General features: G+C 39.3%; 20 protein-coding genes. 8 read left to right on the forward strand and 12 right to left on the reverse strand.

Annotated elements, in window-relative coordinates; all coding sequences use genetic code 11:
- Positions 1-18 precede the first annotated feature (18 nt).
- Together LEP1GSC202_RS03120 and LEP1GSC202_RS03125 are read right to left on the reverse strand one after the other, a co-directional pair.
- The gene (locus LEP1GSC202_RS03120; RefSeq protein ID WP_015676118.1) at positions 19-1,377 is read right to left on the reverse strand and encodes an MFS transporter; all 1,359 of its coding nucleotides are present in this window, start codon (positions 1,375-1,377) and stop codon (positions 19-21) included.
- Positions 1,374-2,399, reverse strand: coding sequence for a hypothetical protein (locus LEP1GSC202_RS03125; RefSeq protein ID WP_015676231.1), 1,026 nt, complete (start codon positions 2,397-2,399; stop codon positions 1,374-1,376). Before LEP1GSC202_RS03125 ends, LEP1GSC202_RS03120 begins: the two co-directional genes overlap by 4 nt.
- A 126-nt stretch (positions 2,400-2,525) precedes the next feature.
- On the opposite strand from LEP1GSC202_RS03125, the gene LEP1GSC202_RS03130 reads away from it, so the two are divergent.
- On the forward strand, positions 2,526-3,335 hold the full coding sequence (locus LEP1GSC202_RS03130; protein ID WP_015676126.1) for a WecB/TagA/CpsF family glycosyltransferase: 810 nt from the start codon (positions 2,526-2,528) through the stop codon (positions 3,333-3,335).
- Positions 3,336-3,341: 6 nt separating this feature from the next.
- On the opposite strand, the gene LEP1GSC202_RS03135 is transcribed toward LEP1GSC202_RS03130, so the two are convergent.
- Positions 3,342-7,013, reverse strand: coding sequence for a tetratricopeptide repeat protein (locus tag LEP1GSC202_RS03135; protein WP_015676303.1), 3,672 nt, complete (start codon positions 7,011-7,013; stop codon positions 3,342-3,344).
- 155 nt (positions 7,014-7,168) lie between these two features.
- Here LEP1GSC202_RS03135 and LEP1GSC202_RS03140 point away from each other — a divergent pair, with 155 nt between their 5' ends.
- Complete coding sequence (locus tag LEP1GSC202_RS03140) at positions 7,169-8,047, forward strand: early set domain-containing protein (protein WP_015676156.1); 879 nt, start codon at positions 7,169-7,171, stop codon at positions 8,045-8,047.
- An 81-nt stretch (positions 8,048-8,128) separates the two neighbouring features.
- Here LEP1GSC202_RS03140 and LEP1GSC202_RS03145 read toward each other — a convergent pair whose 3' ends face one another.
- The 8 genes from LEP1GSC202_RS03145 to LEP1GSC202_RS03180 form a co-directional block, all read right to left on the reverse strand.
- On the reverse strand, positions 8,129-8,875 hold the full coding sequence (locus LEP1GSC202_RS03145; RefSeq protein WP_015676165.1) for a GNAT family N-acetyltransferase: 747 nt from the start codon (positions 8,873-8,875) through the stop codon (positions 8,129-8,131).
- Positions 8,876-8,954: 79 nt separating this feature from the next.
- Positions 8,955-9,281: an ATP-dependent Clp protease adaptor ClpS gene (locus LEP1GSC202_RS03150; RefSeq protein WP_015676324.1), complete on the reverse strand. Its 327-nt coding sequence runs from the start codon at positions 9,279-9,281 to the stop codon at positions 8,955-8,957.
- Between the two features lie 16 nt (positions 9,282-9,297).
- Positions 9,298-10,263: a transketolase family protein gene (locus tag LEP1GSC202_RS03155; RefSeq protein ID WP_015676230.1), complete on the reverse strand. Its 966-nt coding sequence runs from the start codon at positions 10,261-10,263 to the stop codon at positions 9,298-9,300.
- Between the two features lie 2 nt (positions 10,264-10,265).
- The gene (gene metK, locus LEP1GSC202_RS03160) at positions 10,266-11,432 is read right to left on the reverse strand and encodes a methionine adenosyltransferase (RefSeq protein WP_015676113.1); all 1,167 of its coding nucleotides are present in this window, start codon (positions 11,430-11,432) and stop codon (positions 10,266-10,268) included.
- Positions 11,433-11,442: 10 nt separating this feature from the next.
- Positions 11,443-12,195, reverse strand: a complete 753-nt coding sequence (locus tag LEP1GSC202_RS03165; protein ID WP_015676323.1) for a lysophospholipid acyltransferase family protein — start codon at positions 12,193-12,195, stop codon at positions 11,443-11,445.
- The gene (locus tag LEP1GSC202_RS03170; RefSeq protein ID WP_015676244.1) at positions 12,192-12,884 is read right to left on the reverse strand and encodes a Rossmann-fold NAD(P)-binding domain-containing protein; all 693 of its coding nucleotides are present in this window, start codon (positions 12,882-12,884) and stop codon (positions 12,192-12,194) included. The genes LEP1GSC202_RS03165 and LEP1GSC202_RS03170 overlap by 4 nt, the downstream gene beginning before the upstream one ends.
- Positions 12,881-13,165 (reverse strand): PilZ domain-containing protein, encoded by a 285-nt coding sequence (locus LEP1GSC202_RS03175; protein ID WP_015676148.1) that lies wholly within the window; start codon positions 13,163-13,165, stop codon positions 12,881-12,883. Before LEP1GSC202_RS03175 ends, LEP1GSC202_RS03170 begins: the two co-directional genes overlap by 4 nt.
- Before the next feature lie 110 nt (positions 13,166-13,275).
- On the reverse strand, positions 13,276-14,742 hold the full coding sequence (locus tag LEP1GSC202_RS03180; protein ID WP_015676229.1) for an MBOAT family O-acyltransferase: 1,467 nt from the start codon (positions 14,740-14,742) through the stop codon (positions 13,276-13,278).
- Between the two features lie 131 nt (positions 14,743-14,873).
- Between LEP1GSC202_RS03180 and LEP1GSC202_RS03185 the strand changes: the two genes are divergently transcribed.
- Both LEP1GSC202_RS03185 and LEP1GSC202_RS03190 read left to right on the forward strand, forming a co-directional pair.
- Positions 14,874-15,380, forward strand: a complete 507-nt coding sequence (locus LEP1GSC202_RS03185; protein WP_015676308.1) for a DUF3332 family protein — start codon at positions 14,874-14,876, stop codon at positions 15,378-15,380.
- A gap of 51 nt (positions 15,381-15,431) precedes the next feature.
- Positions 15,432-16,496, forward strand: a complete 1,065-nt coding sequence (locus LEP1GSC202_RS03190) for a hypothetical protein (RefSeq protein ID WP_015676124.1) — start codon at positions 15,432-15,434, stop codon at positions 16,494-16,496.
- A 51-nt stretch (positions 16,497-16,547) separates the two neighbouring features.
- Here the strand turns inward: LEP1GSC202_RS03190 and LEP1GSC202_RS03195 are convergent, their stop codons facing one another.
- Positions 16,548-16,904, reverse strand: a complete 357-nt coding sequence (locus LEP1GSC202_RS03195; RefSeq protein ID WP_015676325.1) for a single-stranded DNA-binding protein — start codon at positions 16,902-16,904, stop codon at positions 16,548-16,550.
- Positions 16,905-17,057: 153 nt separating this feature from the next.
- Here LEP1GSC202_RS03195 and LEP1GSC202_RS03200 point away from each other — a divergent pair, with 153 nt between their 5' ends.
- The 4 genes from LEP1GSC202_RS03200 to LEP1GSC202_RS03215 are packed head-to-tail and all read left to right on the forward strand — an operon-like array spanning position 17,058 to position 22,620.
- Positions 17,058-18,557 carry a sensor histidine kinase gene (locus tag LEP1GSC202_RS03200; protein ID WP_156825341.1) on the forward strand — a complete coding sequence of 500 codons (1,500 nt, stop codon included), beginning with the start codon at positions 17,058-17,060 and terminating at the stop codon, positions 18,555-18,557.
- Positions 18,554-18,952, forward strand: a complete 399-nt coding sequence (locus LEP1GSC202_RS03205) for a response regulator (RefSeq protein WP_015676256.1) — start codon at positions 18,554-18,556, stop codon at positions 18,950-18,952. The genes LEP1GSC202_RS03200 and LEP1GSC202_RS03205 overlap by 4 nt, the downstream gene beginning before the upstream one ends.
- Before the next feature lie 41 nt (positions 18,953-18,993).
- The gene (locus LEP1GSC202_RS03210; RefSeq protein ID WP_244147630.1) at positions 18,994-20,544 is read left to right on the forward strand and encodes an FMN-binding glutamate synthase family protein; all 1,551 of its coding nucleotides are present in this window, start codon (positions 18,994-18,996) and stop codon (positions 20,542-20,544) included.
- Entirely contained in the window at positions 20,545-22,620 is a 2,076-nt protein-coding gene (locus LEP1GSC202_RS03215) for an adenylate/guanylate cyclase domain-containing protein (RefSeq protein WP_015676310.1), read from the forward strand. It abuts the gene before it with no gap.
- Positions 22,621-22,622: the final 2 nt, after the last annotated feature.

The following is a 22,622-nucleotide window of genomic DNA, read 5'->3' on the forward strand; positions in this document are numbered from 1 at the left end:
GGAATTCAAAATCGAAAACTAGGAAACATTTTGTTTCATCATCAAATGCATATTTGCTTCATCTTTTTCATAATTAAACAATACCAAAAACCATGCCAAAGCACATGGGATCCAGAACAGTATGGAGATAGATAGGGCAAGGCCACGATCAGGAGTGAGCCCGAGAATGACAGCTGACATCACAGGACCAAGCCCTTTCCCTAAATCATCTGTTAGGTTGTATATAGAAAAGATAGCACTTCTCGACTTCGGTTCATTTACATTGAGTAACACTGCCCGAACATTAGGTCCTGTTACAGAAATCATAATCCCTGTTAAGATATTTAATGCGATAAAAAGACCCATATGGGGAACAATATCAAATGCATATAATAATAGGATTGCGGGGAAAACTCCAAAAAAAGTTGTACCCATACAAAGTAGAGGTTGGTAAGTTTTTTTAATATTGTATAAGAATTGGCCGAGTACACCACCAAAGAAAGTTCCAATAAATATTCCAATTGCAGCAAACGTAATCATACCAGCGGAAACTTCTTTTGTTAAGTGGTAAGTATGTTCGTAATAATCGGCCAAATAAACAAAGAAAACACCCCAAGGTATACAACCTGGTAAACCTTGCAGGAATGCTCCTAAATTTGTTTTATTTTCAAATAAAAGTTTGAAGTCTTTGAATGTGATTTTGTGAGATAGTTCGTCCACTCCAACTTCTTCTGCTCCACCTCGTTTTGGTTCCTTACAAAAAAACAAATAGATAGCGACAAAGAAAAATGATGGAACAGACATATAAATAAAAGATGTCCTCCATCCGTTGATTGGATCTGCACCACCCAGGATTCCACCTAACAATTGACCTACTCCAACTCCAAGACCCATTGCAAGTGATACATAACCTGTTGCAATCGCTCTTGATTGACTTGAAAAATAATCTCCAATCAAACTAAATAATAAAGGGAATATCCCACCCAAACCAAATCCACATAGAGTTCTTAATATTAAAAACTGATCGTAATTTTGAGCATATGCCGTTAAAAAACAAGGAATTTCACCCAAAAGCACAGTAGCAACTAACAAATGTTTACGGGAAAAAGCTTGAGATAAGTATCCCATTGAGAGGGAAACAAGTCCACCAAGGATAAAAAACAAAACAGGAATGATTCCACCAAACTTCCAATCTACTTCATTGGGATCAGTGATTCCTAATGAAGCTCCAATATTTTTCATATTGGGAGCAATTAGGTTTTGGTCACCAAACAAAAAGAAGGCCATACCCATGATCATCCAGAAGGCCAAAATCCCTCTAGCACCATGATTCACAAGTTCAGCAAGACCAAAAAACCGAAGGTAAGTGGTTTCTAGTTTTGATTTTTTTTGGTTCATAAATTGTTTTTCCTTTCTGTTTGTTTGCGATATACAAATATAAAAGAGAGTGTGAAAAGGAGTCCTAAAAATCCTATTACAGCAAACACTGATAGATCCCAACTTGTTAAAATCGATCCATTCCAAATTTCAGGATTCGGAGAATTGGCCATCGTAGGAAGTGCCTTCCCTCCTTTAAATTGAAACTCAACCAAAGTTCCAAATTCAAGAGCGTTTAAAACATAAGCACTAAGGCCTTTCGGAACATCTTTTTCGAGTTTCACAACAGGAGTTTTTTCGTTTGTGATTACTTCCATATCTTGTGGTTTCACAAAAATTGGATATTTGCCATTTTCCGACTCAATTAACATTCGTTCGCTGAAACGATCTTCAGAATTCGGAATCAAATATGATACTTGCAATTCAGAACTTCCTGGTAAAACTGCTCGATCAAGTATCCTACCACCATTTGGTCCTTCAGGGACTCCTAATGGGATTGCCATTTTACTCCCAGGTTGTTGGAGTTGTGCCATAATTTCCGTTGCCTCTTTTGCCACGGAATACTCTAAAGCACCTGCCTTCGGATCAAAGGATTTAGGAGGATTGCTTACATTATCAATTAAAAATAATTTAAAAACTCGAAGACCTTTTTTTTCTCGCATAACTTGCATTAAACTCTTAATGACAATTTGTTTACGATTAGCACCTGCATCATAAACAGTCACTTCTTGAGGAGAAGTACGAAACTGTGTGGTTGGCGGGATCATTTTATTATAATTTACGCCTTGGTATTGGATTTGCAAAAGAATGGGTGCTCCTTCTGGTAAATCCATCTCCGGAAATCTAAATTTTCCATTTTGGGGGCCTATTTCCGAAATAGGGACCATTGCGCCTTGTAATGCCAACATCCGAATGGAGTCTGCTTTCCCCAGACCTTTTGTCGTACCATTTTGAATGGTTCCAAAGATGGAAATTTTTTCCGCATAACTTGCGCTTGAGAGAAGGAAAAGGGCCGAAAGGAGAAAACGATATCTAAAAAACATTTTGATACTTTTTCTCGTTCTCTTCATTCCAATCCAAGTGAAAAAACGAAAGTTTTTAAAAATTTAGAGGCGACAAGACAGGGTACTGGACATAATGCTTTAGATAGGAAAGGAAAACCTGGCTACATGAAGCAATTGAGCGAAATCGTTCACAATTCCTCAAAAGACGAAAGGGATATACTACTCGAATACCAAAATATCGATGTTTCCAAATTGGAGACCTTAAATGTTTTGGGAATTCCAATTGATAACGTCACCACCGATGAAGCGATTGCCAAACTCTTTCGCGTGCTTGAGAAAAAAGAAGGCATGCACCATGTTTTGTTTTTAGATCCCATCAAACTGATGAGGATGCGTCCTAAAAAAACCCTTCATCGCATTGCAGAAAAAGCGGGTACCATTTTAGTGGAAGGTGCGGGGATCGGTTGGATGACAAAAGGCCGTTTGAAAGAACGTGTGACTCCTATTGCCGTAATGATGGATCTCATCCGTCTTGCAGAACTCAAAGGATTCACAGCGTTTATCTTTGGTGCAAAAGACGAAATCGTAGAACGTATTTATTTTAATCTCACAAGACATTTCCCAAAAGTTCGAATCGTTGGAAGGCACGCTGGTCATCTAGACCGACAACGTGAAATGCGAGTCAAAGAAGCCATTCGGAAAACTGGACCAGACATTATATTTCTTGCGATGGACTTTCCGGAACAAGAAATTTGGATCGAAAACAATACTGGTTATTTCGGTAAAGCTGTAGTGATCGGTGTAGGTGGCGCCTTAGACATGTTATCTGGTGCGGACAAAAAAGCTCCGGAATGGTTTAAAGAACGAGGACTCATTTGGTTGTGGAGGATCATCGCAAGGCCGTATCGAATCCGACGTATGTGGGAAACGTTTTACTTTTTCTTACTTGGCATTCGCGAAAGATTTCGCAAATAAACAATTTTACTTTTTGATTTGCGCCAACCTGTCAAGTGTTGGTGCGAGCCAATCCTCAAGCAAAGGTTCCCTATCAAGTTTCGCACGAGCAAAGACCAAATCTTTGTTAGAGTTTGCAATCTCACTGACTGATCCAATTTTTCGTGCAGTTTCCATTGCTTTCCAATAGTATTTTAATGCATTAATCGTATCTTGTTTTTTCTCATAAACGGCACCAATGTTATTATAAAGCGCGGTTAGAGTTTCATATACTTCTCTATGATCCGAGTTTTCAGTGTCAATTCGACCCAAACTTTGTTCTTTAAGTTCAAAATCATCCTTTAACTTGAGATAGTTGCCAAGCGCTGCATTGTATTGTCTTGTGTAATAGAATGCATTCCCCTTACCAAATAACAAGGTAGGATTGTTATAAATATCTTCTTCTGGTAACTCTGCCCAAAAATCTAAACTTTGTGCAAAATCTCCGTGGTTGTAATCAATCCATCCTAAATAATAATAACACTCTCTTACAATTTTTGGATCCTTTGTGATGTCACGGTCAAGGGCAGCAAGGAAAGATTCACGAGCCATAAATAGGCCATTACGCCTTTCCTTTTCTTCATAGGAAAGGGTTCCAATACTACGTTCTGGATAGATTTTTTTGCCAGGGAACTCTCGTATATTGTCTGTTTTGTTGATACCTGCTGCTTCCAAAAATTGGATTTTACCTAGGTTAAAGGAAATCCTTCCTGGGCTTCCTTCGAGTAAGGTTTCATCCTCATCTCTTTCACCCAATCGATCCCTGTAGTTTTGGTAACGATCATCAGACTCTCGTAACAATTTTACTGCTTCATCATAATTTTCTGTTTGGATGTAATACTCTGCCATGAGTAAAACTGCTAGATAATGTCTGATGTCGTAAGTGGATGCAAGTTCTAATTGTTTTAATGCACGAGCCGCTTCTTCCTTTTTAAAGTAAAAACGTGCTCTTTGGTAATAACCTTCTGCAAACTTTGATCCACCATCTTTACCATAAGCAATATTCAAAAGGTATTCTACGTTATCATCAATCTCCATACCTGTGACTTGGTCTTCTGGGTTGATATTATATTTGATTCGTACTTCTTCCGAATCCAAATCAATATAGAAAGATGCAAGTTTTGCCAAAACAAAAAGTGAAAGTTCATCTTCAATGTTTAATGCATTACGAACTTGTCTATGATGGTTTAAGACATACTGTGGGTTTTTGTCACGTTTCCACATCTCAATATAAGTAGATAAGATTCCACCATGGCCAATTGGATTTTTTGGATACTTTTCAATGATATCATTGTAGTATTTAACAGCTGTTCCAAACTCTTGTTTGTTGTAGAAAATTTTTGCAATGCCTGCAATTGCATCTACATTATCAGGGTCTCCCCCATCCGTAAAAACGCGTTTGAAATATTCAATAGCCAGGTGATCGTTTTTGTATTTTTTGCGATTGCTACCAGGAGGAACTTCGATAAAATCTTTTCTATGGAACGAATGAAAAGTACCTAGTGCAATGTATGTATCAATGTCATGTACATTGTATTTGAGACGAGATGCAATGTAAGCTCCCGCTTTTAATACCTTTCTAGGTACTTTGTCTTGGGATGTTAAATAAAATGCCAATTCAGGAAGTGGACGACGCCCTGCAGTTTCCACACCTGCGTCATTCCATTCTGTTTTTTTCGCAAAACTAATGTTTGGTACTTCTTTGCGGTTTTCCCAAGCACGTTTGTGTTCTTTGTCTTCTGCTTCGTAACCAAAATCTGGTTCAACTTTTCCGAAACATTTTTCAAAGGCACGTTCGTAGAGTCCGGCTTTGGTATAAGCCATACAATATTTATTGAGAAATTCTAAGTTGTGTGGGAATATTTCTTCCCCTTTGATGAAATAATTTTCTGCATCAGCAAGTAATTTTTTCTTTTCTAACGCATCCGTTTCATAACTAAATTCTTCTATTTTTTCAAGGCCGAGAGCATATTGAGCTTTGGCTCGGTATGGAACAATCACATACTTCCATAAAGTCACAATTCCAAATACCAAAAAGATAGCGGCTGCAGAAGATAATATAGTCCTTCTGATTAACTCCCGTTTACGAGCTGCCCCTTCTTTGGTGTAAGCATCTTTACTGGCAATGATGGGAACACCATCTGCAGCAAACTTTCCACTAGAATCACTGAGTTCTACTCTTTCGCCGAGTAGTCCACTTAAGAAACTAGCAATGTCTTCTGGTTTTTGTTGGGCCTTGATGAGCTCAATGATTTCTTTTTGGTTCCGAACCGGAATCCTTTGGTTAACAATCGTATCAATGATTGTCCTTCGTAATTTGGGAGGGTAACGAAGTAATTCAGATTGGATGACAGCGAGCTCTTCATCAGTTAAATTTGCTTCCAAAGATTCATCTGGTTCATCTTCTTTGCCAAGAGACATGAGGTCTTCTTCAAACCCACCAGGACCTTCATCGTTCCCACCAAAGTCGTCCATGGAAGAAACTGGCATATCATCAATAGAAGGTGCTAAGTCATCAAAAGATGGTGCTGCGAGATCATCGTCCAAACTTGGTGGTTCCATCCCCACACCAAGATCGCCAAACGGATCATCAAATCCACCACCGATGTCAGCAGGTTCTGACTCTCTCGATGATTGTGCTGGTGAATCCATATTTCCAAATGGATCATCACCAAAACCAGAATCACCAGAACTTGGTGTAGATGATCCCATATCAGCAAAAGGATCATCGCCAAACGAAGATTCGCTGGATGAAGAAGGTGTGGAAAGATCTCCAAAGGGATCATCACCACTAACACTAGAGGAAGGAGTGTCTAAACTTGCAAACGGGTCTTCCCCAAATCCGGCACCAGGATCAGAATCTGAGGGAGTGGATCCCATATCAGCAAAGGGATCATCTCCAGCCGAACTTTCTGTCCCAGATCCAAAATCAAAATCATCCGAAGATGATTGTGGTTCATCAGCTCCACCATCAAAACCAGCGAACAGATCTTCGTCGGTCGTTTTAGGAGTGGAATCGTCATCTCCTCCTAAATTCGAAAAAGGATCATCACCAATCTCAACTGGCTTTGTTTCCTCAATGGGAGCTTCATCAATGGCATCTAAATTGGCAAATGGATCATCACTGGCCAGAGCACCTGTGTCGCTTGGGGAACCAAGATTTGCAAATGGATCGGTTCCTTCTACTTCTTCGGACGAAGCAAAAGGATCCTCCTCGTTTGTTAGGTCTGTGGTCGGTGTATCCATTCCAAAATCATCAAAATCGGAAGGTTCCTCTGCAGTAGGTTCTTTTGGTTTCGGGGTATCTTCCCCTAATAGTTCATCTAAATCGATGCCGTCATCTTCTTCGGGTTGGGAGCTGGAAAGTTTTGGTGGGCCAAAATCATCATCTTCATCCAGGCCAGCAAATGGATCTGAGTTGTCAGTTGAGCCTGCGTCATCCCCACCGAAATCATCAGGAAGGGCATCGTTTGTTTCCTCATCGGAAGCTTCTGGTTCATCCGTTCCAGAAAAGGGATTTGTATAACCGAGTTTTTCGCGTAGGACCTTTGCCATCGGATTGAGTTCTTCCGAGGACATAGGATTTTTATTGAGAGCCGAAAACATCGTCTCGATTTGTTTGATTTCTTCCGGACTCAATTTATCTTGCGGCTCAGCCATGCGAAGGTCTATTCCTAATGAATTATCGGCCCCTTCTGAAAATGACAGAATATTTTTTTTATTATGTCAGATCGTTCTAAGAGAAAAAAACCTTTCACTCTCTTTTTTCAATCCTGCCGAAAATAAAAACAAAGGACTTTAGAGACGATCAAATCATGTTGCAATCCAAATTCATCCGAATCGCCCTCATTTTACTCTTTTTGACAGGTATTGGAATTTTTGCCGACGAAGGGATGGATTGGATAGGTAGTTTTTCCTCAGGCGAACTCGAAATGTCAGATGAAACCGAAGACCAGGACACGGTGTATTACCTCTGGCAGCTAGAAAGTTTAAAGAAAAACATCGCCCCACGTTACATCCGTTATCTTGATGTAGAATCCTATGTTTCCAGTGGGAATCTGATGCACCGCGGGATTTTATTTACCTACAATGGCCTAAGAGACGAATCCGTGGAAATCTGTGGTAGTTTCAACCATTGGGAGTGTGCCGAAATGAAACGTAACCAATACGGGATTTATTATACGGTGATTGAACCTAACCAAATCAAAGAAAACTACGAAGAGGATCCTGTTTACGAATATAAATTCAGAGTGAATGGGCTTCTCACCTATGACCCAGAAAACTTTGATAAGGTGGAAGATGGATCTGGTTCTTTTTATTCAAGATTTGTATTGGAATCCAAAGACACTGACCGCCAAACGAAAACGATGGTATTAGAAGATTCCGAAAACGAAGAAAGAGACTTACGCACCGTAAAATTCCAAATTTATTTGCCAAATGCAGAAGTGGTACGAGTGGTTGGAAATTTCAATGACTGGAACCCAGAACACGATTTTTTGAAAAAAGACAGAAAGGGTGTCTTCACATTAGAGAAAAAACTCCTACCAGGTGAATACCATTACCAATTCATCGTGGATGGGGAAACCATGCTTGATACCTACAACCCAACTACGAATATAAAAGTAGATACCAATGAATCGGTTTCATCGTTAATTGTCCCAGAAAGGAATTATGCCTTAGAACGCAAAATGTGAAAAATCCTTTTATCAAATTAAGTTTTGAAGAAGAGATAATCATATTATAACAAATAGTAAAGTGCCTTTATACGAATCGATTTACGGAATTGATTTAAAAGGGTCTTTCTGTTTCAATAGAGGTTCTGTTAAACTGGAAAGGCTAACCTTTTGATTTCCATTTTGATCGAAATTACTGTCACTTAAATAAATTTCATATGCTGTTTTAATTTTTGTCCATTCTGAATCTAATATTGAAAACCAAGATGTATCGCGATTTCTATTTTTACTGATCAGATGTTGTCGGAAAGTTCCTTCGTAGGAAAATCCAAATCGCTCAGCAGCAATTTTCGAAGGGAAATTTAGCGAATTACACTTCCATTCATACCTTCTGAAACCCAAATCAAAAGCATAATGCAAAAGTAAATACAATGCTTCTGTTGCTGCTTTCGTTTTCTTAAGTAAATTAGAAAAATTCAAGTGACCAACTTCAATTGAAGAATTTACTGTATCAATTCGAAGAAATGATATAACTCCCACGGCTTTAGAAGTATTTTTATCAATGATTGCATAGAAAGTTGGATCTGTTAGATTTTCTATTCCGGTAATCCATTTTTTATATTCAGATATTGTATCAAACGGCCCATAATTTAAATAGGTCCAACATTCTCCATTTTTATCAATAGAATTCGCTTTGTATAAATCGTCCGTATGAATTTCGGAACTTATTGGTTCTAACATACAAAATTTCCCGATGATTCCTTTCTTTTCAGGGAAATTTGGTTTTTGCACTTTGTTTAGCAAAAAACCAATAGGTTGACCAAATTCGTTTATTTCAAAGTGATTCATTCATTATATCTCATACGATTAAATGTATTTTTGAAGTTTCGTTTGCAGAGAGAGTCGCATAACTCCCGATAAATAAACTTTATCGTTCCAAAGTGGCTGTCATGGAACCTTTGGAAGAACTCATCCGAGGGTCAGGTCCATAACCTAAGATTCGTTCGTGGATAAACTCTGCATGTTCTAATTCCCCAGAAAAAACGATGGTTTTTTTACGAGTGTCAACTTCGACAGCGTGTTGGAATGCTTTTTCCCAAGTCATTTGGCAAACATCCATAAGCATTTCGATGACATACTCGTAGGTATGGTGGTCATCGTCCCACAAAACGACCTTCCAAGGGCCGTCATACCTTCGGGGTTTGATTTCGGTTTCTTCTAATATGGATGGTTGGGATGCTCCGGAACCGGTCATGACCGAAGCCCTACCCTTATTTTTTCTTTTTGGAAATTGCCAGTTCGGCGTGAGAAACTACATCTTTGGCACGGAGTCCAAAATAATCCAGTAGTCCACTCCATGTTCCTGATTTTCCAAAACTATCCTTCATTCCAACTTTGATCACAGGTACGGGGAATTCTTCGGATAAAAGTTCAGAGACTGCAGAACCAAGGCCACCGATGACATTGTGTTCTTCGCAAGTGACAACAGCACCACATTCTTTTGCTTTGGCGATAATTGTTTCTTTATCCAAAGGTTTGATGGTTGCCATATTGAGAAGTGTCGCACTGATACCTTTTTCTTTTAATAGTGTCACTGCGGTCATGGCTTCGTTTACCATCACACCGTTTGCAATGATACAAACGTCTTTTCCTTCTGACATCACTTCTGCTTTTCCAATTTGGAATTTGTAGTTTTCTCTTTCGATGACAGGAATGGCAGGTCGACCCACTCTCACATAAACAGGTCCTTTGTAATCCGCAATTGCATGGATCACTTGTTTTGTTTCATTGAAGTCGGATGGGCAAATAACAGTCATTTCTGGAATGACACGCATAATGGCAAAATCTTCGATACATTGGTGAGATGCACCATCTTCCCCCACAGTGATTCCACCATGAGAGGCTACAAGTTTTACGTTTAACTTTGGATAAACGACACTGTTTCGTACCACTTCCCAAGCTCGGCCAGATAAAAACATGGCAAAACTGGAGGCAAATGGTACAAAACCAGATAATGCAAGTCCTGCCGCATGACCAACTAAGTTTTGTTCTGCGACACCAACATTAAAAAATCGTTCTGGGAATTTCTTTTTAAAATCAGCAGTTTTAGTGGAACCAGAAAGATCCGCATCTAAAACCACCACATCTTGTCTGGATGCACCTAACTCAACTAAGGCTTCGCCGTATGCATCTCTTGTTGCTTTTTTGTCCGCTGTTGATTGGCTAGGTGCTCCCATGATTATCCTTTTTTTAAAGCTTCTGCTTTATCAGTTTTTTCCCAAGTGAATGTGCTTCCAGTTCTTCCGAAGTGACCGTAAGCTGCAGTTTCTTGGTATTTTCTTCCTTTTCCAAGAAGATCCAAACCATCCACAATTCCTTTCGGAGTGAGTTTGAAGTTTGCAAGTACACGTTTTGCAATTTCTTCATCAGAAATCGTACCTGTTCCAAATGTATCAACAAGAACAGAAACTGGTTCAGCAACACCAATTGCATAAGCAAGTTGCACTTCACATTTATGAGCAAGTCCAGCAGCCACAACGTTTTTCGCTATGTAACGGCCCATATACGCAGCTGACCTGTCGACTTTTGATGGATCCTTTCCAGAGAAAGCACCACCACCGTGACGACCCATTCCACCGTAGGTATCAACGATGATCTTACGACCCGTGAGACCAGTGTCACCGTGAGGACCACCGATTTCAAACTTACCAGTTGGGTTAATGAAATAACGAGTGTTGACGAGAAGTTCTTTTGGTATCATTTTTTTGATACATTCTTCAATCACAGCTTCTTCGATTTGTTTGTGAGTCACACCTGGTTTGTGTTGTGTGGAGATTACCACTGTATCAACACGTTTAGGTTTTCCGTCTTCGTATTGGATGGTGACTTGTGATTTTGCATCTGGACGAAGCCAATCAATTTTGTTTGTGTGGCGAAGTTCCGATAAATGCTCTAACAATTTATGTGAGTAATAGAGTGGTGCAGGCATAAATTCGGGTGTTTCTGCGATCGCAAAACCAAACATCAAACCTTGGTCACCAGCACCTTGTTCTGTATGTAATCCTTCCCCTTCATTTACCCCTTGGGCAATGTCTGGAGATTGAGCATGCACGTGGGAAGAAACCACTGCGAAGTCTGCATCAAAGTACATATTGATATCGTTGTAACCAATTTTGCGAATCACATCACGAGCGATTTCTTGGGTGTCAACTTTTCCCTTACTTGTGATTTCTCCAGCGATGACAACTAGGTTTGTTGTCACAAGAGTTTCGCAAGCAACACGAGATTTTGGATCTTGGGCTAAATACGCATCGAGAATGGCATCAGAAATTTGGTCACAGACTTTGTCTGGGTGTCCTTCGGATACGGACTCGGAAGTGAAGATATAGTTTTTAAGAGAGGACATATTTTTTACCTTACTTGGTTAAACTTTCGTTTTTAGGTGGTACGTCAATAGAATTGTCAGGAAAGAGTCCACGCACATAGGATTCCAAAGAAGCGGCATTGGCTTGCATTTCCTGTTCTAATTTTTTTGCATACTCGTCGATTTGGCTTTCCGTAAGGCCTTTCGGAACGAGGAAGGGTTTGCCGTACTGGATGAAAAGCCGGGCCCCAAATTTTGGGAAAAAATGCCGGTCCCAACTTTTGAACACATACGCTCGGTCATAACAAGAATGTAGGTATAAAATGGGAAACCCTGTGAGTGAGGCTGTGACAATGACACCCGGTTTCACTTCCCTCCTTGGCCCCTTTGGTCCATCCACAGTAAAAATGGGAACAGCCCCTTGTTTCATTTCTTTTAAAATATTCCGAAAGGCACCCGTTCCTCCCCTGGTGGAAGAACCACGAACCGAACGAAGGCCAGAGCGAGCAAAAGTTTGGTGGATGATCTCTCCATCTTTGGATTGAGATACAAGTGCCACCATATCCGCTTTTTTCTTTCGTTTTAAATACTGCGTTGCATGTCGGTACAAAGACAAAGTGGTTTCATGAAAAACGGCAATGATGTAATCCCTTCCTTGTTCGATGACCGTTGCTGATTCTTCTGGAATGATGAACTTTTGGTTGCGAATGAATAGATACCAAACTCTCACTATGAAGTGAACAATGTAACTTAAGATGATGTATTTGGTTTTGGAATAGGGTTTTTGTTTGTTGTCTGGAATCAAAAAGAATGGTCCTTACCGATTTCCCATAGGATATCGTTTTCATAAATTTTTACAATTGGATTGTTTTCGTTTGTAGGTTTATCATGTAACAACGAATAAATCATAGATTTGGCCACATACTCGGCTGGGATCGGTTTGAATTTTTTTAAACCAAGCAGTCCGAATGGTATAAAGGATCCCACCATTTCTCCAATTTTTTCCCCCATCCGAAATTCACTCCGATCACCAATCAAAAGGGAAGGCCTAAAAATTCCCAAAAAAGGGATCTTTAGGATTTTGAGTTCGGATTCCAATTCACCTTTTACTCGGTTGTAGAAAATCATAGAATTGGGATCGGAACCCATAGCAGTGATGATATAAAATCCTGGAATCTTTTTTTCTTTGGTTTGTCTTGCAGCAAGTAATGGATAATCAAAATCAATCTCACGAAATTGATCTGGACCACCCGCTTTGCCAATGGTGGTTCCCAAACAACAAAACACAGCATCAATCCCTTCAGGAATACTTACCTTTCCTGATTGGAAATCATCCCAAGAAGCTTTTACTACTTCAATAGGCAAATTGGGTTTGGAAGAAGTTTCAAAATTCCTTGCCCAAACGATCACTTTTTTGATTTGAGGGTAGAAAAGAAGTGAGAGTAACACTTGTTTACCGACAAGTCCTGTCCCACCAAGTAATAAAATTTTCATTTGATCTCCAAACTTCTTGCAAGCATTGAATCAGTTAAATTGATTTTTTCTAAAAATTGGATTCCTGCAATATGATAAATCACGTTTTTGATTTTAGAAGTTTGGGCCCACATAATGGTTCCCTCGAAGAACAATCGTTTTGTGCCCTTGGACCAAACGATACTTCCCAAAACTTGGGACTCGATTTCATCACTAAGTAAGTCATCCTCACCTAAAAAACAAAGGCCTTCCTCTGAAATATTTCCTAATTTTCCAAATAGAGTAATTCCTTCGAGGTCCAAATGGACTTCGAACTCGGAAAAATCACCTGGGGAAATTCTAGGAAGCCTTCGCTCACTTTCCATAGCAACAAACTACATAGAATCCTAGAATTGGAAACGAAAAAAGCAAATCAGAATTGAAAGTAGATGAAAGGAACAGAGTTTTCTGGTGTAGCTAAATTTAAGACAAGGAAAAGGATCGGGTACATGGCAAATTCCAAACTGGCGGGAATTTGTTTCCCCTTACCTTTTTCGAAGAGAAAATACCCTACAAAATGTCCGAGGGTGAGAAATCCGATGATCCAAAGAAAATCCTTCCACATATAGGGCCTTAAATTTCCGGTTTGGAAAAGGAAAATTCCCTTTAAGTGGATCCAAGCATTTTCCCAACTGAGGGACCGAAAAAAAACCGCACCCAAAAAGAAAATCGAGTTATTGAGAATATTTTGAAATAACCAAATAGGAACCCGAAGGAAACGAAAGTTTGTGGTGGGAATTGTTTCTTTTTTGTCCGGAAACCACTCTTTCCAAATCTCTTCTAATACATAAAAAAATCCATTGAGTGAACCCCAAAAAACAAAAGTCCACTGCGCCCCGTGCCATACCCCACTCACGAACATCGTAAACCATAAATTGAACTTACGTCGAACAGATGTTACACGGCTACCACCCATCGGGATATAAATATAATCACGTAACCAAGAATTGAGTGTCATGTGCCAACGACGCCAGAATCCCGATACCGAGGTGGCGATAAAAGGTAAGTTAAAATTGGTAGGCAATTTGTATCCAAGTAACATGGCACTACCAATTGCCATATCGGAATAACCACTAAAATCGAGATAGACTTGGATTCCGCCGAGTGCAGCGGCAATTAACAACGCATAGGCGTGATGTCCAGCAGGATTGGCATAAATGGTATCAATGGTAGGCGCAACCATATCTGACAATACAGCTTTTTTAAAATAGCCTAACATAAAAAAACGTATTGCCACACGAAACTCAATGTCTTCCAATTTTTTGGGTGTATAGAGTTGGGGCATAAACGTCCGTGCCGTGACAATGGGTCCTGCCACAAGTTGAGGAAAAAAACTCACGAATAATGCAAAACGAATGAAATCCTTTTCCGCCGGGATTTCCTTTCTGTATACATCGATTGTATAGGATAAAGATTGAAAGGTAAAAAATGATATTCCCGCAGGGAGAATGATCTTTAAGATAGGTAAGAATTCATTCCCAAACGCAAAACCAGTGACTGAATTGATCTGATTCGCAACAAAATTATAATACTTAAAGAATCCAAGGATAAACACTAAGTTTGTGATCAAACTAAAGAGTAAAAGATAGTACCTCACTCGTTCTCTTGTTTCGTTTGAAAGTTTGATGCCTACGTAATAGTCGATAGCAGTGGAAAGTAAAATCAAAGCACCAAAACGGTAGTCCCAAGACATGTAGAAAAAATAGCTACTGACTAAGAGGAAGGTATGTAAGATCCGAGTTTCTTTCGTTTGGTTTGTGAAGATGGCTGGGAAAAGATACCAAACAGTAAAAAAAACAAAGAGAAAGAAGACAAAATATTCAAAATCAGAAAAGATCAATGGTTTCGCCTTCTACGTAAAGACCAGAATCATCGAAAAATTGTCTATGTCAATCATTTCGACTTGCAGAACCTTTTCGACTCGCATAAGATTGGTCACTAGTTTTCAGCTAAAAATAAAAGAGGTAGGAAATGAAAAAATTTCTCAAAACGGCTCTCGTCGGTTTATTGTCCTTTGGTCTTCTTTCCAATTGTTTTGGAAAATTCGGTGCAATTAAAGCAGTGTATTCCTTTAATGCAAGCATCCAAATTGGATCAGGAAAACTTGCTGGTTTCTTTCGATCATTGCTTATGATTTTCCCATTGTACATTGCTTATGGCTTTGGTAGCTTTTTAGATATTTTCATCTTTAACTTAATCGAATTCTGGACTGACAGAAATCCAATTGCGATGTCTGAATATGACTTCGATGGAAAACTTGTGAAAGAATATTCTGAAAACGGCCAAACCATCACTCTCACCTATTCTGAGTGGGGAAAGGTATTACGTATGGATGCACCGACTCCGAATGGAATTGAATCTGTTTATTTCTTAAAGGAAAAACCAGAAAAAGCATACCGCCTCATCAACGGAAAGTATGTAGAAATCCAACAAGTGAGTGGACCCATCCTCCCTCCTATGAGTGCAAAACACATTTAATCCCACAATTGCCCCTAATTTTAGGGGCAATCTTTGGCCGATACTATCCATATGAAGCGAACTCTTTTTGGCCTTTTCCTTGTATTTTTTGTTTGGAGGTGCCAAACACCAAAAGAAGTGATGGTTCCGAACTTCCCCTCACAATCGGAACAAATCAATTTGAATCGCATCAAAATGATCACCAAACAAGAGGCAAATCCATCACAGGATTCAAAAAAACCTCTTACACAAGAACCTGGAGTGAATATTGAATTCTCTGAAAACAAAATCCCATTCATCCAATTGGATTTGTTTTTTGAAGATGCAGGCATTAGTATCATCGAAGAGATCATAGCAGGTACGATCATCGAACACCACATAGTTGCTCTAAACCAAAAAGGGGAAATCATTGCAAAACAACCGGTAAACTTCCAAGCTTATGAAATTTTGGAAACAAAAACAGAAGTCATGCGAAACAAAGTGATAGTCGGTGAATCTAAAAAACCAGTAAAGGTGAATAGCACAACACCAGAAACAAGAGTCACAAGAGAAGCCATCGAAAGGCAATACACCGATCGTGACACAGTGCCTCAAGTTTTGGAAATTTTCGATGGGAAAGTACCAAATCCTGGCGAATACATCAGCATTTATTTAGAACTAACGTATGTAAATCCGCACCTTGAGCCAAATTGCGAATCGTATGGTGGGAATTGTTTTGGCGCCAAACAAAAGTTTTTCGAAGATGTAACGACTCGAAATCGTAGAGAATTGGATATCTTAAGAAATCGTTATGTGAATGGAGAGATTGCACAATTTCCAAATCTGACCCTTGAAGAACAATCAGAATTCAAAACCAATATCAAATCAAAAATTGATTCGACCAATGGAAGTTTTGGACCAAGGCATGCGTATACAAAATTCTTTTTTAGAGAATGGAATTTGGTATCTTCTCCAAGATACTTCCGAATTTTATCCGTTGGAAAACTCGGCCGTCAATCATCGTTAGACGAAGCAAAAGATGAAAAACAAACGGATGAATCAAAAGAGAAAGGCATTTCTGATAAAGCTGAAGGTCATTCGATTTTTGACTCACCTACTCATACCAAACATAAAAAAAGAGTGATCCAAACTCCTTAATTGTATGTCCTTTGGGTGAAGGGAATTACCCTCACCCAAACCAATTCCAAGTTAGGCGGCCTTTTCTTCCTTTTTCCCTCTCATCCCATCAAACCGAACTGTAGTTGCGGTCACCGTAACTTTGGAACGGCTTTCCCCGTCAGGAGTTTTCCAACGATTTTGTTTTAGATTGCCCATCACTGTTACTTTACTTCCCTTTTTAAGGTATTCAACACAGTTTTCCCCTAGTTTTTCCCAGGCATCCACTTCGAAAAAAGAAACATCGTCTTTGTCCTTAGCATCTTGTGAGTATTGGGAATGGTTCACAGCCACTGTGAAATGTGCCAGTGACTTTCCACCTGAAATTGATTTTTCTTCTGGGTCAGCAGTTAGATTTCCATCCAGAATGATGTACGATAGATTTTTCATTTGAAGTTCCTTATTACAGTTTTATGGCCACAGATTCATAGGTTCAAAACTTTAGGATTGGTTAAAAAAATTTCCCTTGGTACAAGTCCTGAAAAAGAAAAAAATCTGATATTTAGGATAGACATTCAATTTATTTACATTAAGAATTTATCTGTGGGACTTGCCGATTCAGAAATTTTAGAACTATTAACGACGATTAGTCGAGAATTGGTTTGTTTACACGAAACCGATGGAACTTACCTTTATGTCAGCCCCAATGCAAAATCAATCATTGGTTATGATCCAATCGAACTGCTTGGTAAAAATCCATATGATTTTTTCCATCCTGATGATAGACGATTGATTTTTGAAAGGGCCCACCAACCCTTACTTCAAGGTGCAAAAAATATCAATCCCACCTTTCGTTTTTTACACAAAAACGGAACCTATATTTGGTTACAAAGTGACAATCGCCTCATCACACATCCAAACTCTGGCAAACAGTACTTACATACCTCATCTAGAGATATCTCTGAAAAAATTGAGTCCGATGCCAACTTAGCCCTTTCGGAACGAAAGTTTAAAACACTTTTTAAAGACTCACCGATTGGACTTGTTCTCTCCAGCAAACAAGGTTACATCGATGATGTAAATGAATCCTTTGCTAAATTTTTAGGGTACGAAACCTTTGAACTCTTGGGAAAACATTTTTCTGAAATTAGTTCTCTTGGAGAACTCGAAGAAAATTTGCGTTACCGTGATTCTGTGCAAAAAGGAATGATTGATCACTATTCAATCGAAAAACAATATTTGCACAAACAAGGCCATTTGGTTTGGGCTTATATCACTGTTACAGTATTACGAAATGATGATGGACAACCAATTTACTATTTGGCACAAATCATTGATATCGACGAAAGGAAAAAAACAGAAACCCTTCTTTTAGAAAACAATGAACATTTAAAGGCAACTAAAAACTCACTTCTCATCCAAAACAAACAACTCCAATCCTACAACCAAATCATTTCCCACCACCTTCGCGCTCCCGTGAGCAATTTACGAAGTTTGGTAGACCTATTAAAAGTCACGGACTCTCAGGAGGAAAGACAGGAATTACAAAACCATTTAGAAGCAGTCACCGAAAGTTTAGAAACGGTTCTATCGGAGCTCATCACCACATTAAAAATACAAAATTTAGAAAATTACCATCCCGAATGGATTCCTATCAAAGATTTGGTTTCCAAGGTTTGTAAACTGATGGAAGGAGAACTTGCCCAAAGGAAAGTGCAAATAGAATCCAATCTTACCGATCAGGATCGAATTTTTGCCTCGAAGGATTACTTAGAAACCCTCCTCATCCAACTTTTCAGCAATTCCATCCAATTTGCAGACCAAAAGCGAGAACTTCGGATCAACATTGAGTCGTTTCGTGTTGGGACAGAAACCTCCCTTTCCTTTTCCGATAATGGAACGGGGATCGATTTATCTCGGTATGGAGACCAAATTTTTCAGATGAAAAAGACTTTTCATCGTCATATGAGTGGGAAGGGCCTTGGTTTGTTTTTAATGAAATACATGATGGAATCCATGGGTGGTCGGGTCGATGTCACTTCGAAACCTGATGAAGGTGCTACCTTCCTGCTCCATTTTCCGAATGGGGGGAACAAAACATGAACCCCAAAATTTGTATCATTGATGATGATAAAATTTACCAATTCACCACGAAGAAAATCATTTCCAATGCAGGAATCACAGGAGAAGTACTGATTTTTTCAGATGCGGAACATGCATTAGAATTTTTGCAAAAAGGATCACATACCAAAGAATCTTTACCAGACATTGTTTATTTGGATATCAATATGCCCTTTATGGATGGTTGGCAATTTTTGGAAGCCATAGAACCATTATTGCCTCAGTTTCCGAAACAGGTTCAAATTTATTTGGTCAGTTCTTCTGTTGATGATGCAGATACAGAACGTGCTGCCAAAATTTCTTATGTCGCTGGTTATATTTTCAAACCATTTACCAAAGAAAAACTTTTGGATTCTTTGGCCCATTTACATTCTTAGCTTGTCAACATCTCACTTCGAAGGTAGAAATGGACGCACAAATGATGAATGAAATGCTGAATTGGATCGAAACAAATCCCTTGTCCGCCACTTGGATTGGACTCTTTCTTTTTTTTGTCGCTGTCTTCGTGCGTGACATCACACAAAAAAAGCACACCATTCAAAGAAATTTTCCCATCGTCGGAAGGCTTCGGTATTTTTTAGAAATGATTGGCCCGGAACTCAGACAATACTGGGTTGCCAATGACAAAGAGGAACGTCCTTTCGATCGCACAGAAAGAAGTTGGATTTATGCGACTGCCAAAGGCCAAAACAACAATTTTGGATTTGGAACCACTGAAATCCAATACGAACCTGGTTACCCCATCATCAAACACAAAGCCTTTCCGTTTCCAGAATCCAAAGCATATGTGCATAATGGTGATCCAAGTTGTATCCCTTGTCTCAAAATCATTGGTCCAAAACGAAAATTTCCCTATCGTCCATATTCCATCGTCAACATATCCGCAATGTCATTTGGATCCTTAGGCAAAAATGCAGTCCTTGCATTAAACCGAGGAGCAAGAGATTCCGGTGCTTACCATAACACGGGTGAGGGGGGACTTAGCCATTACCACATGGAAGGTGCGGACATTGTTTGGCAAATTGGAACAGGTTACTTTGGAGCTCGTGACCATTCAGGAAAATTCAATTTAGATGTTCTTAAAGAGAAAGTGGGGAAAAATGCCTGCGTAAAGATGATTGAAATCAAATTGTCTCAGGGCGCCAAACCAGGCAAAGGTGGAATCCTCCCTGCCAAAAAAGTAAACGCAGAAATTGCAGCCATCCGCCATGTGGAAGAAGGAAAGGATTGTATATCACCTAACTCACATTCTGAATTTACCAATGTCAAAGAACTGGTAGAATTCATAGAAAGGGTTGCAGGTGGAACAGGATTGCCTGTGGGTATTAAAAGTGCTGTGGGTGAAATAGAATTTTGGCAAGAACTAGCAGACGAGATGAAACGCACTTCCAAAGGACCAGATTTCATCACCATTGATGGTGGTGAAGGGGGAACGGGAGCGGCACCACTCACTTATGCTGACCATGTCTCCTTACCTTTCAAAATTGGATTCCAAAGGGTATACACACTTTTCCAAAAAGAAGGGATTTCAGACCAAATTGTTTGGATTGGATCAGGTAAATTGGGATTCCCAGACAGGGCAGTTGTTGCCATTGCTATGGGTTGTGATCTCATCAATATTGCAAGAGAAGCCATGTTGTCCATAGGTTGCATCCAAGCACAAAAATGCCATACCGACCATTGTCCCGCTGGTGTCGCCACACAAAACTGGTGGTTACAAAGAGGTGTGGATCCTGAACTCAAAGGGAAACGTGCCGCCAAATACATCCAAGGGTTTCGTAAGGAACTTTTGAGTTTGGCCCATTCGTGTGGCTACGAACACCCGGGACAATTCACAGGACAAGACATTGAAATCAGTATGGGGATGAACCGTTACCAAACGTTAGAGGGACTACTCGGTTACAAACGTGATGAAGTGAAGTTTACAAAACTCCAGGACTATACAGTTTTTCCTAAACGACAAGCTTAAATGAAAAAACTCGTTTTCCTTTCCTTATTTTTCCTCATCAGCTGTTTATCGGAAGAAAGGAATGTCAATAAAGAAGGGAAAAATGGGTTTATCAACTTAAAACAACATTCCTTCCGAGAAGAACCATATGTTGCTCTGTTTGGCGAATGGAAATTTTATTGGAATACCTCGCCCACAAACATCATAGAACGGGAAAGTGATGTCAGTATCCAATTACCAAACCATTGGAATGGATACCCGATGGATTATGGCAAACTACCAGGTTTTGGACATGCAAGTTTTCGCATGAAGGTCCAACTACCGGATGATTTACAAGAGACTTTGGCTCTCACTGTCCATGAACAGGACACATCGTACGAAATTTATATCGATGGAAAGTATTATGGAGGATCAGGATCCCCTGCAAGTAATACAGTGCAGTTTGTACCAATGGTGAGGTCCACCATTGTTGTTTTACCGCAAAAATCAAATATCACTATCGATTTGTATGTTGCCAATTATGTTCATAGAAAAGGTGGTATCTGGAATGATATTGTATTATCACCTTATACCAAAGCAGAATCTCGTCTCACCAAACATAAAATCAACGAAACCATCCTTTCTTCCATTTTTGCTTTTGTCGGCATTTTCTTTTTGGTCATGTATTTTTATAATCGAGATGGAAAACAAACCCTTGGCATCTTTTTGTTTTCACTGGCTGTTTTATTAAGAACCATTTCAACAGGAGAACGTATCATCCTAGAGTTTGTGGATATGCCTTATTGGCTATTACTTCGAGTGGAATACTTGTCTTGGTACTGGTCAGCCCCACTCCTTTACCATTATTTTTATACAATCTTTCCTGGAGATTTTTCTAAAAAAGTTGGCAATGTTTTTTATGGCCTTTCTGTTCTCCTAACATTTGGACTTTTTCTCCCTCCTGTGTATTTCACAGAAACTGCATCCATATATCCAATAGCATTTGTATTAAATGGTTTATTTGTTTTGTTTTATTTGTTTCGGTCATTCAAAAACAAAAGAATGGAAGCAAAACCACTGTTATTTGGGATCTCTCTTATTTTAGTTGGTGCCACCAATGATATATTACATGCAGAAGCAATCATCCACACAACTTATATTGCACCATCAACCGTTGTCATTTTTGTATTTTTACAAGTATTTACTTTTGGAAGGATTGTCCGCCAAAACATCATCAAAACCTTGGAATTTGCGGAAGAACAAAAACAATTTAGCTCTTCCTTCAGTCGATTTGTTCCAACTGAATTTTTATACCACTTGGGAAAAGATGACATCCGTCAAGTGGACTTGGGAGACCAAGTCCAAAAACGAATGACCGTACTCTTTGCCGACATTCGATCTTTCACTGAATTTTCCGAGACCCTTACACCCAAGGAAAACTTTGACTTTCTCAACAGTTACTTACAAAGGGTTGGTCCAATCATCAGGCACAATCATGGATTTATTGATAAGTTTATCGGTGATGCTGTGATGGCTCTTTTCCCATATAATATCAATGATGCTGTGAAAGCTGCTGTTGAAATGCAAGAAGCCATTCGAATTTACAATAGCCATCGAGCAAAATGTGGTTATATCCCGATTGAAGTTGGAATCGGAATCCACACTGGAAATTTAACTCTTGGTATTTTGGGTGAACACAAACGGATGGAAGGAACAGTAATTTCTGATGCAGTGAATTTAGCATCTCGCATTGAAGGAATCACCAAGTTATTTTCTGCTCGCATCGTCATTAGCGCAGAAACCTTCATTGAAGCTTCTGAAACTTTGGGATTCCATTACCGTTTGCTTGACCGAGTCAACATCAAAGGTAAAACCGAATCTGTTTTCGTAGTAGAAGTGTTAGATGGATATGAACCAGAAAAAGCTTCTCGTTTGATCGCATCAAAAGATGATTATACACTGGCATTGGATGCTTACAGAAGAGAGGATTTTGAGGAAGCCTTGGAAGCTTTTTCTTCCTTAATCGATCAAAATCCCGATGATTCTGTTTCTCGATTGTTTTGCGAACGTTGTAAGGAATCCTTAGAAAAACAAAAATTAGAATCTGGATACAGTTAGAA

The organism is Leptospira yanagawae serovar Saopaulo str. Sao Paulo = ATCC 700523 (assembly GCF_000332475.2).
Taxonomy (GTDB): domain Bacteria; phylum Spirochaetota; class Leptospiria; order Leptospirales; family Leptospiraceae; genus Leptospira_A; species Leptospira_A yanagawae.

Excerpts from the sequence above, each read along its gene's own strand:
- LEP1GSC202_RS03120 (WP_015676118.1), bottom strand. The coding sequence starts at position 1,377 with ATGAACCAAAAAAAATCAAAACTAGAAACCACTTACCTTCGGTTTTTT.
- LEP1GSC202_RS03125 (WP_015676231.1), bottom strand. The coding sequence starts at position 2,399 with ATGTTTTTTAGATATCGTTTTCTCCTTTCGGCCCTTTTCCTTCTCTCA.
- LEP1GSC202_RS03130 (WP_015676126.1), top strand. The coding sequence starts at position 2,526 with ATGAAGCAATTGAGCGAAATCGTTCACAATTCCTCAAAAGACGAAAGG.
- LEP1GSC202_RS03135 (WP_015676303.1), bottom strand. The coding sequence starts at position 7,013 with ATGGCTGAGCCGCAAGATAAATTGAGTCCGGAAGAAATCAAACAAATC.
- LEP1GSC202_RS03140 (WP_015676156.1), top strand. The coding sequence starts at position 7,169 with ATGTTGCAATCCAAATTCATCCGAATCGCCCTCATTTTACTCTTTTTG.
- LEP1GSC202_RS03145 (WP_015676165.1), bottom strand. The coding sequence starts at position 8,875 with ATGAATCACTTTGAAATAAACGAATTTGGTCAACCTATTGGTTTTTTG.
- LEP1GSC202_RS03150 (WP_015676324.1), bottom strand. The coding sequence starts at position 9,281 with ATGACCGGTTCCGGAGCATCCCAACCATCCATATTAGAAGAAACCGAA.
- LEP1GSC202_RS03155 (WP_015676230.1), bottom strand. The coding sequence starts at position 10,263 with ATGGGAGCACCTAGCCAATCAACAGCGGACAAAAAAGCAACAAGAGAT.
- metK (WP_015676113.1), bottom strand. The coding sequence starts at position 11,432 with ATGTCCTCTCTTAAAAACTATATCTTCACTTCCGAGTCCGTATCCGAA.
- LEP1GSC202_RS03170 (WP_015676244.1), bottom strand. The coding sequence starts at position 12,884 with ATGAAAATTTTATTACTTGGTGGGACAGGACTTGTCGGTAAACAAGTG.
- LEP1GSC202_RS03185 (WP_015676308.1), top strand. The coding sequence starts at position 14,874 with ATGAAAAAATTTCTCAAAACGGCTCTCGTCGGTTTATTGTCCTTTGGT.
- LEP1GSC202_RS03190 (WP_015676124.1), top strand. The coding sequence starts at position 15,432 with ATGAAGCGAACTCTTTTTGGCCTTTTCCTTGTATTTTTTGTTTGGAGG.
- LEP1GSC202_RS03195 (WP_015676325.1), bottom strand. The coding sequence starts at position 16,904 with ATGAAAAATCTATCGTACATCATTCTGGATGGAAATCTAACTGCTGAC.
- LEP1GSC202_RS03205 (WP_015676256.1), top strand. The coding sequence starts at position 18,554 with ATGAACCCCAAAATTTGTATCATTGATGATGATAAAATTTACCAATTC.
- LEP1GSC202_RS03210 (WP_244147630.1), top strand. The coding sequence starts at position 18,994 with ATGATGAATGAAATGCTGAATTGGATCGAAACAAATCCCTTGTCCGCC.
- LEP1GSC202_RS03215 (WP_015676310.1), top strand. The coding sequence starts at position 20,545 with ATGAAAAAACTCGTTTTCCTTTCCTTATTTTTCCTCATCAGCTGTTTA.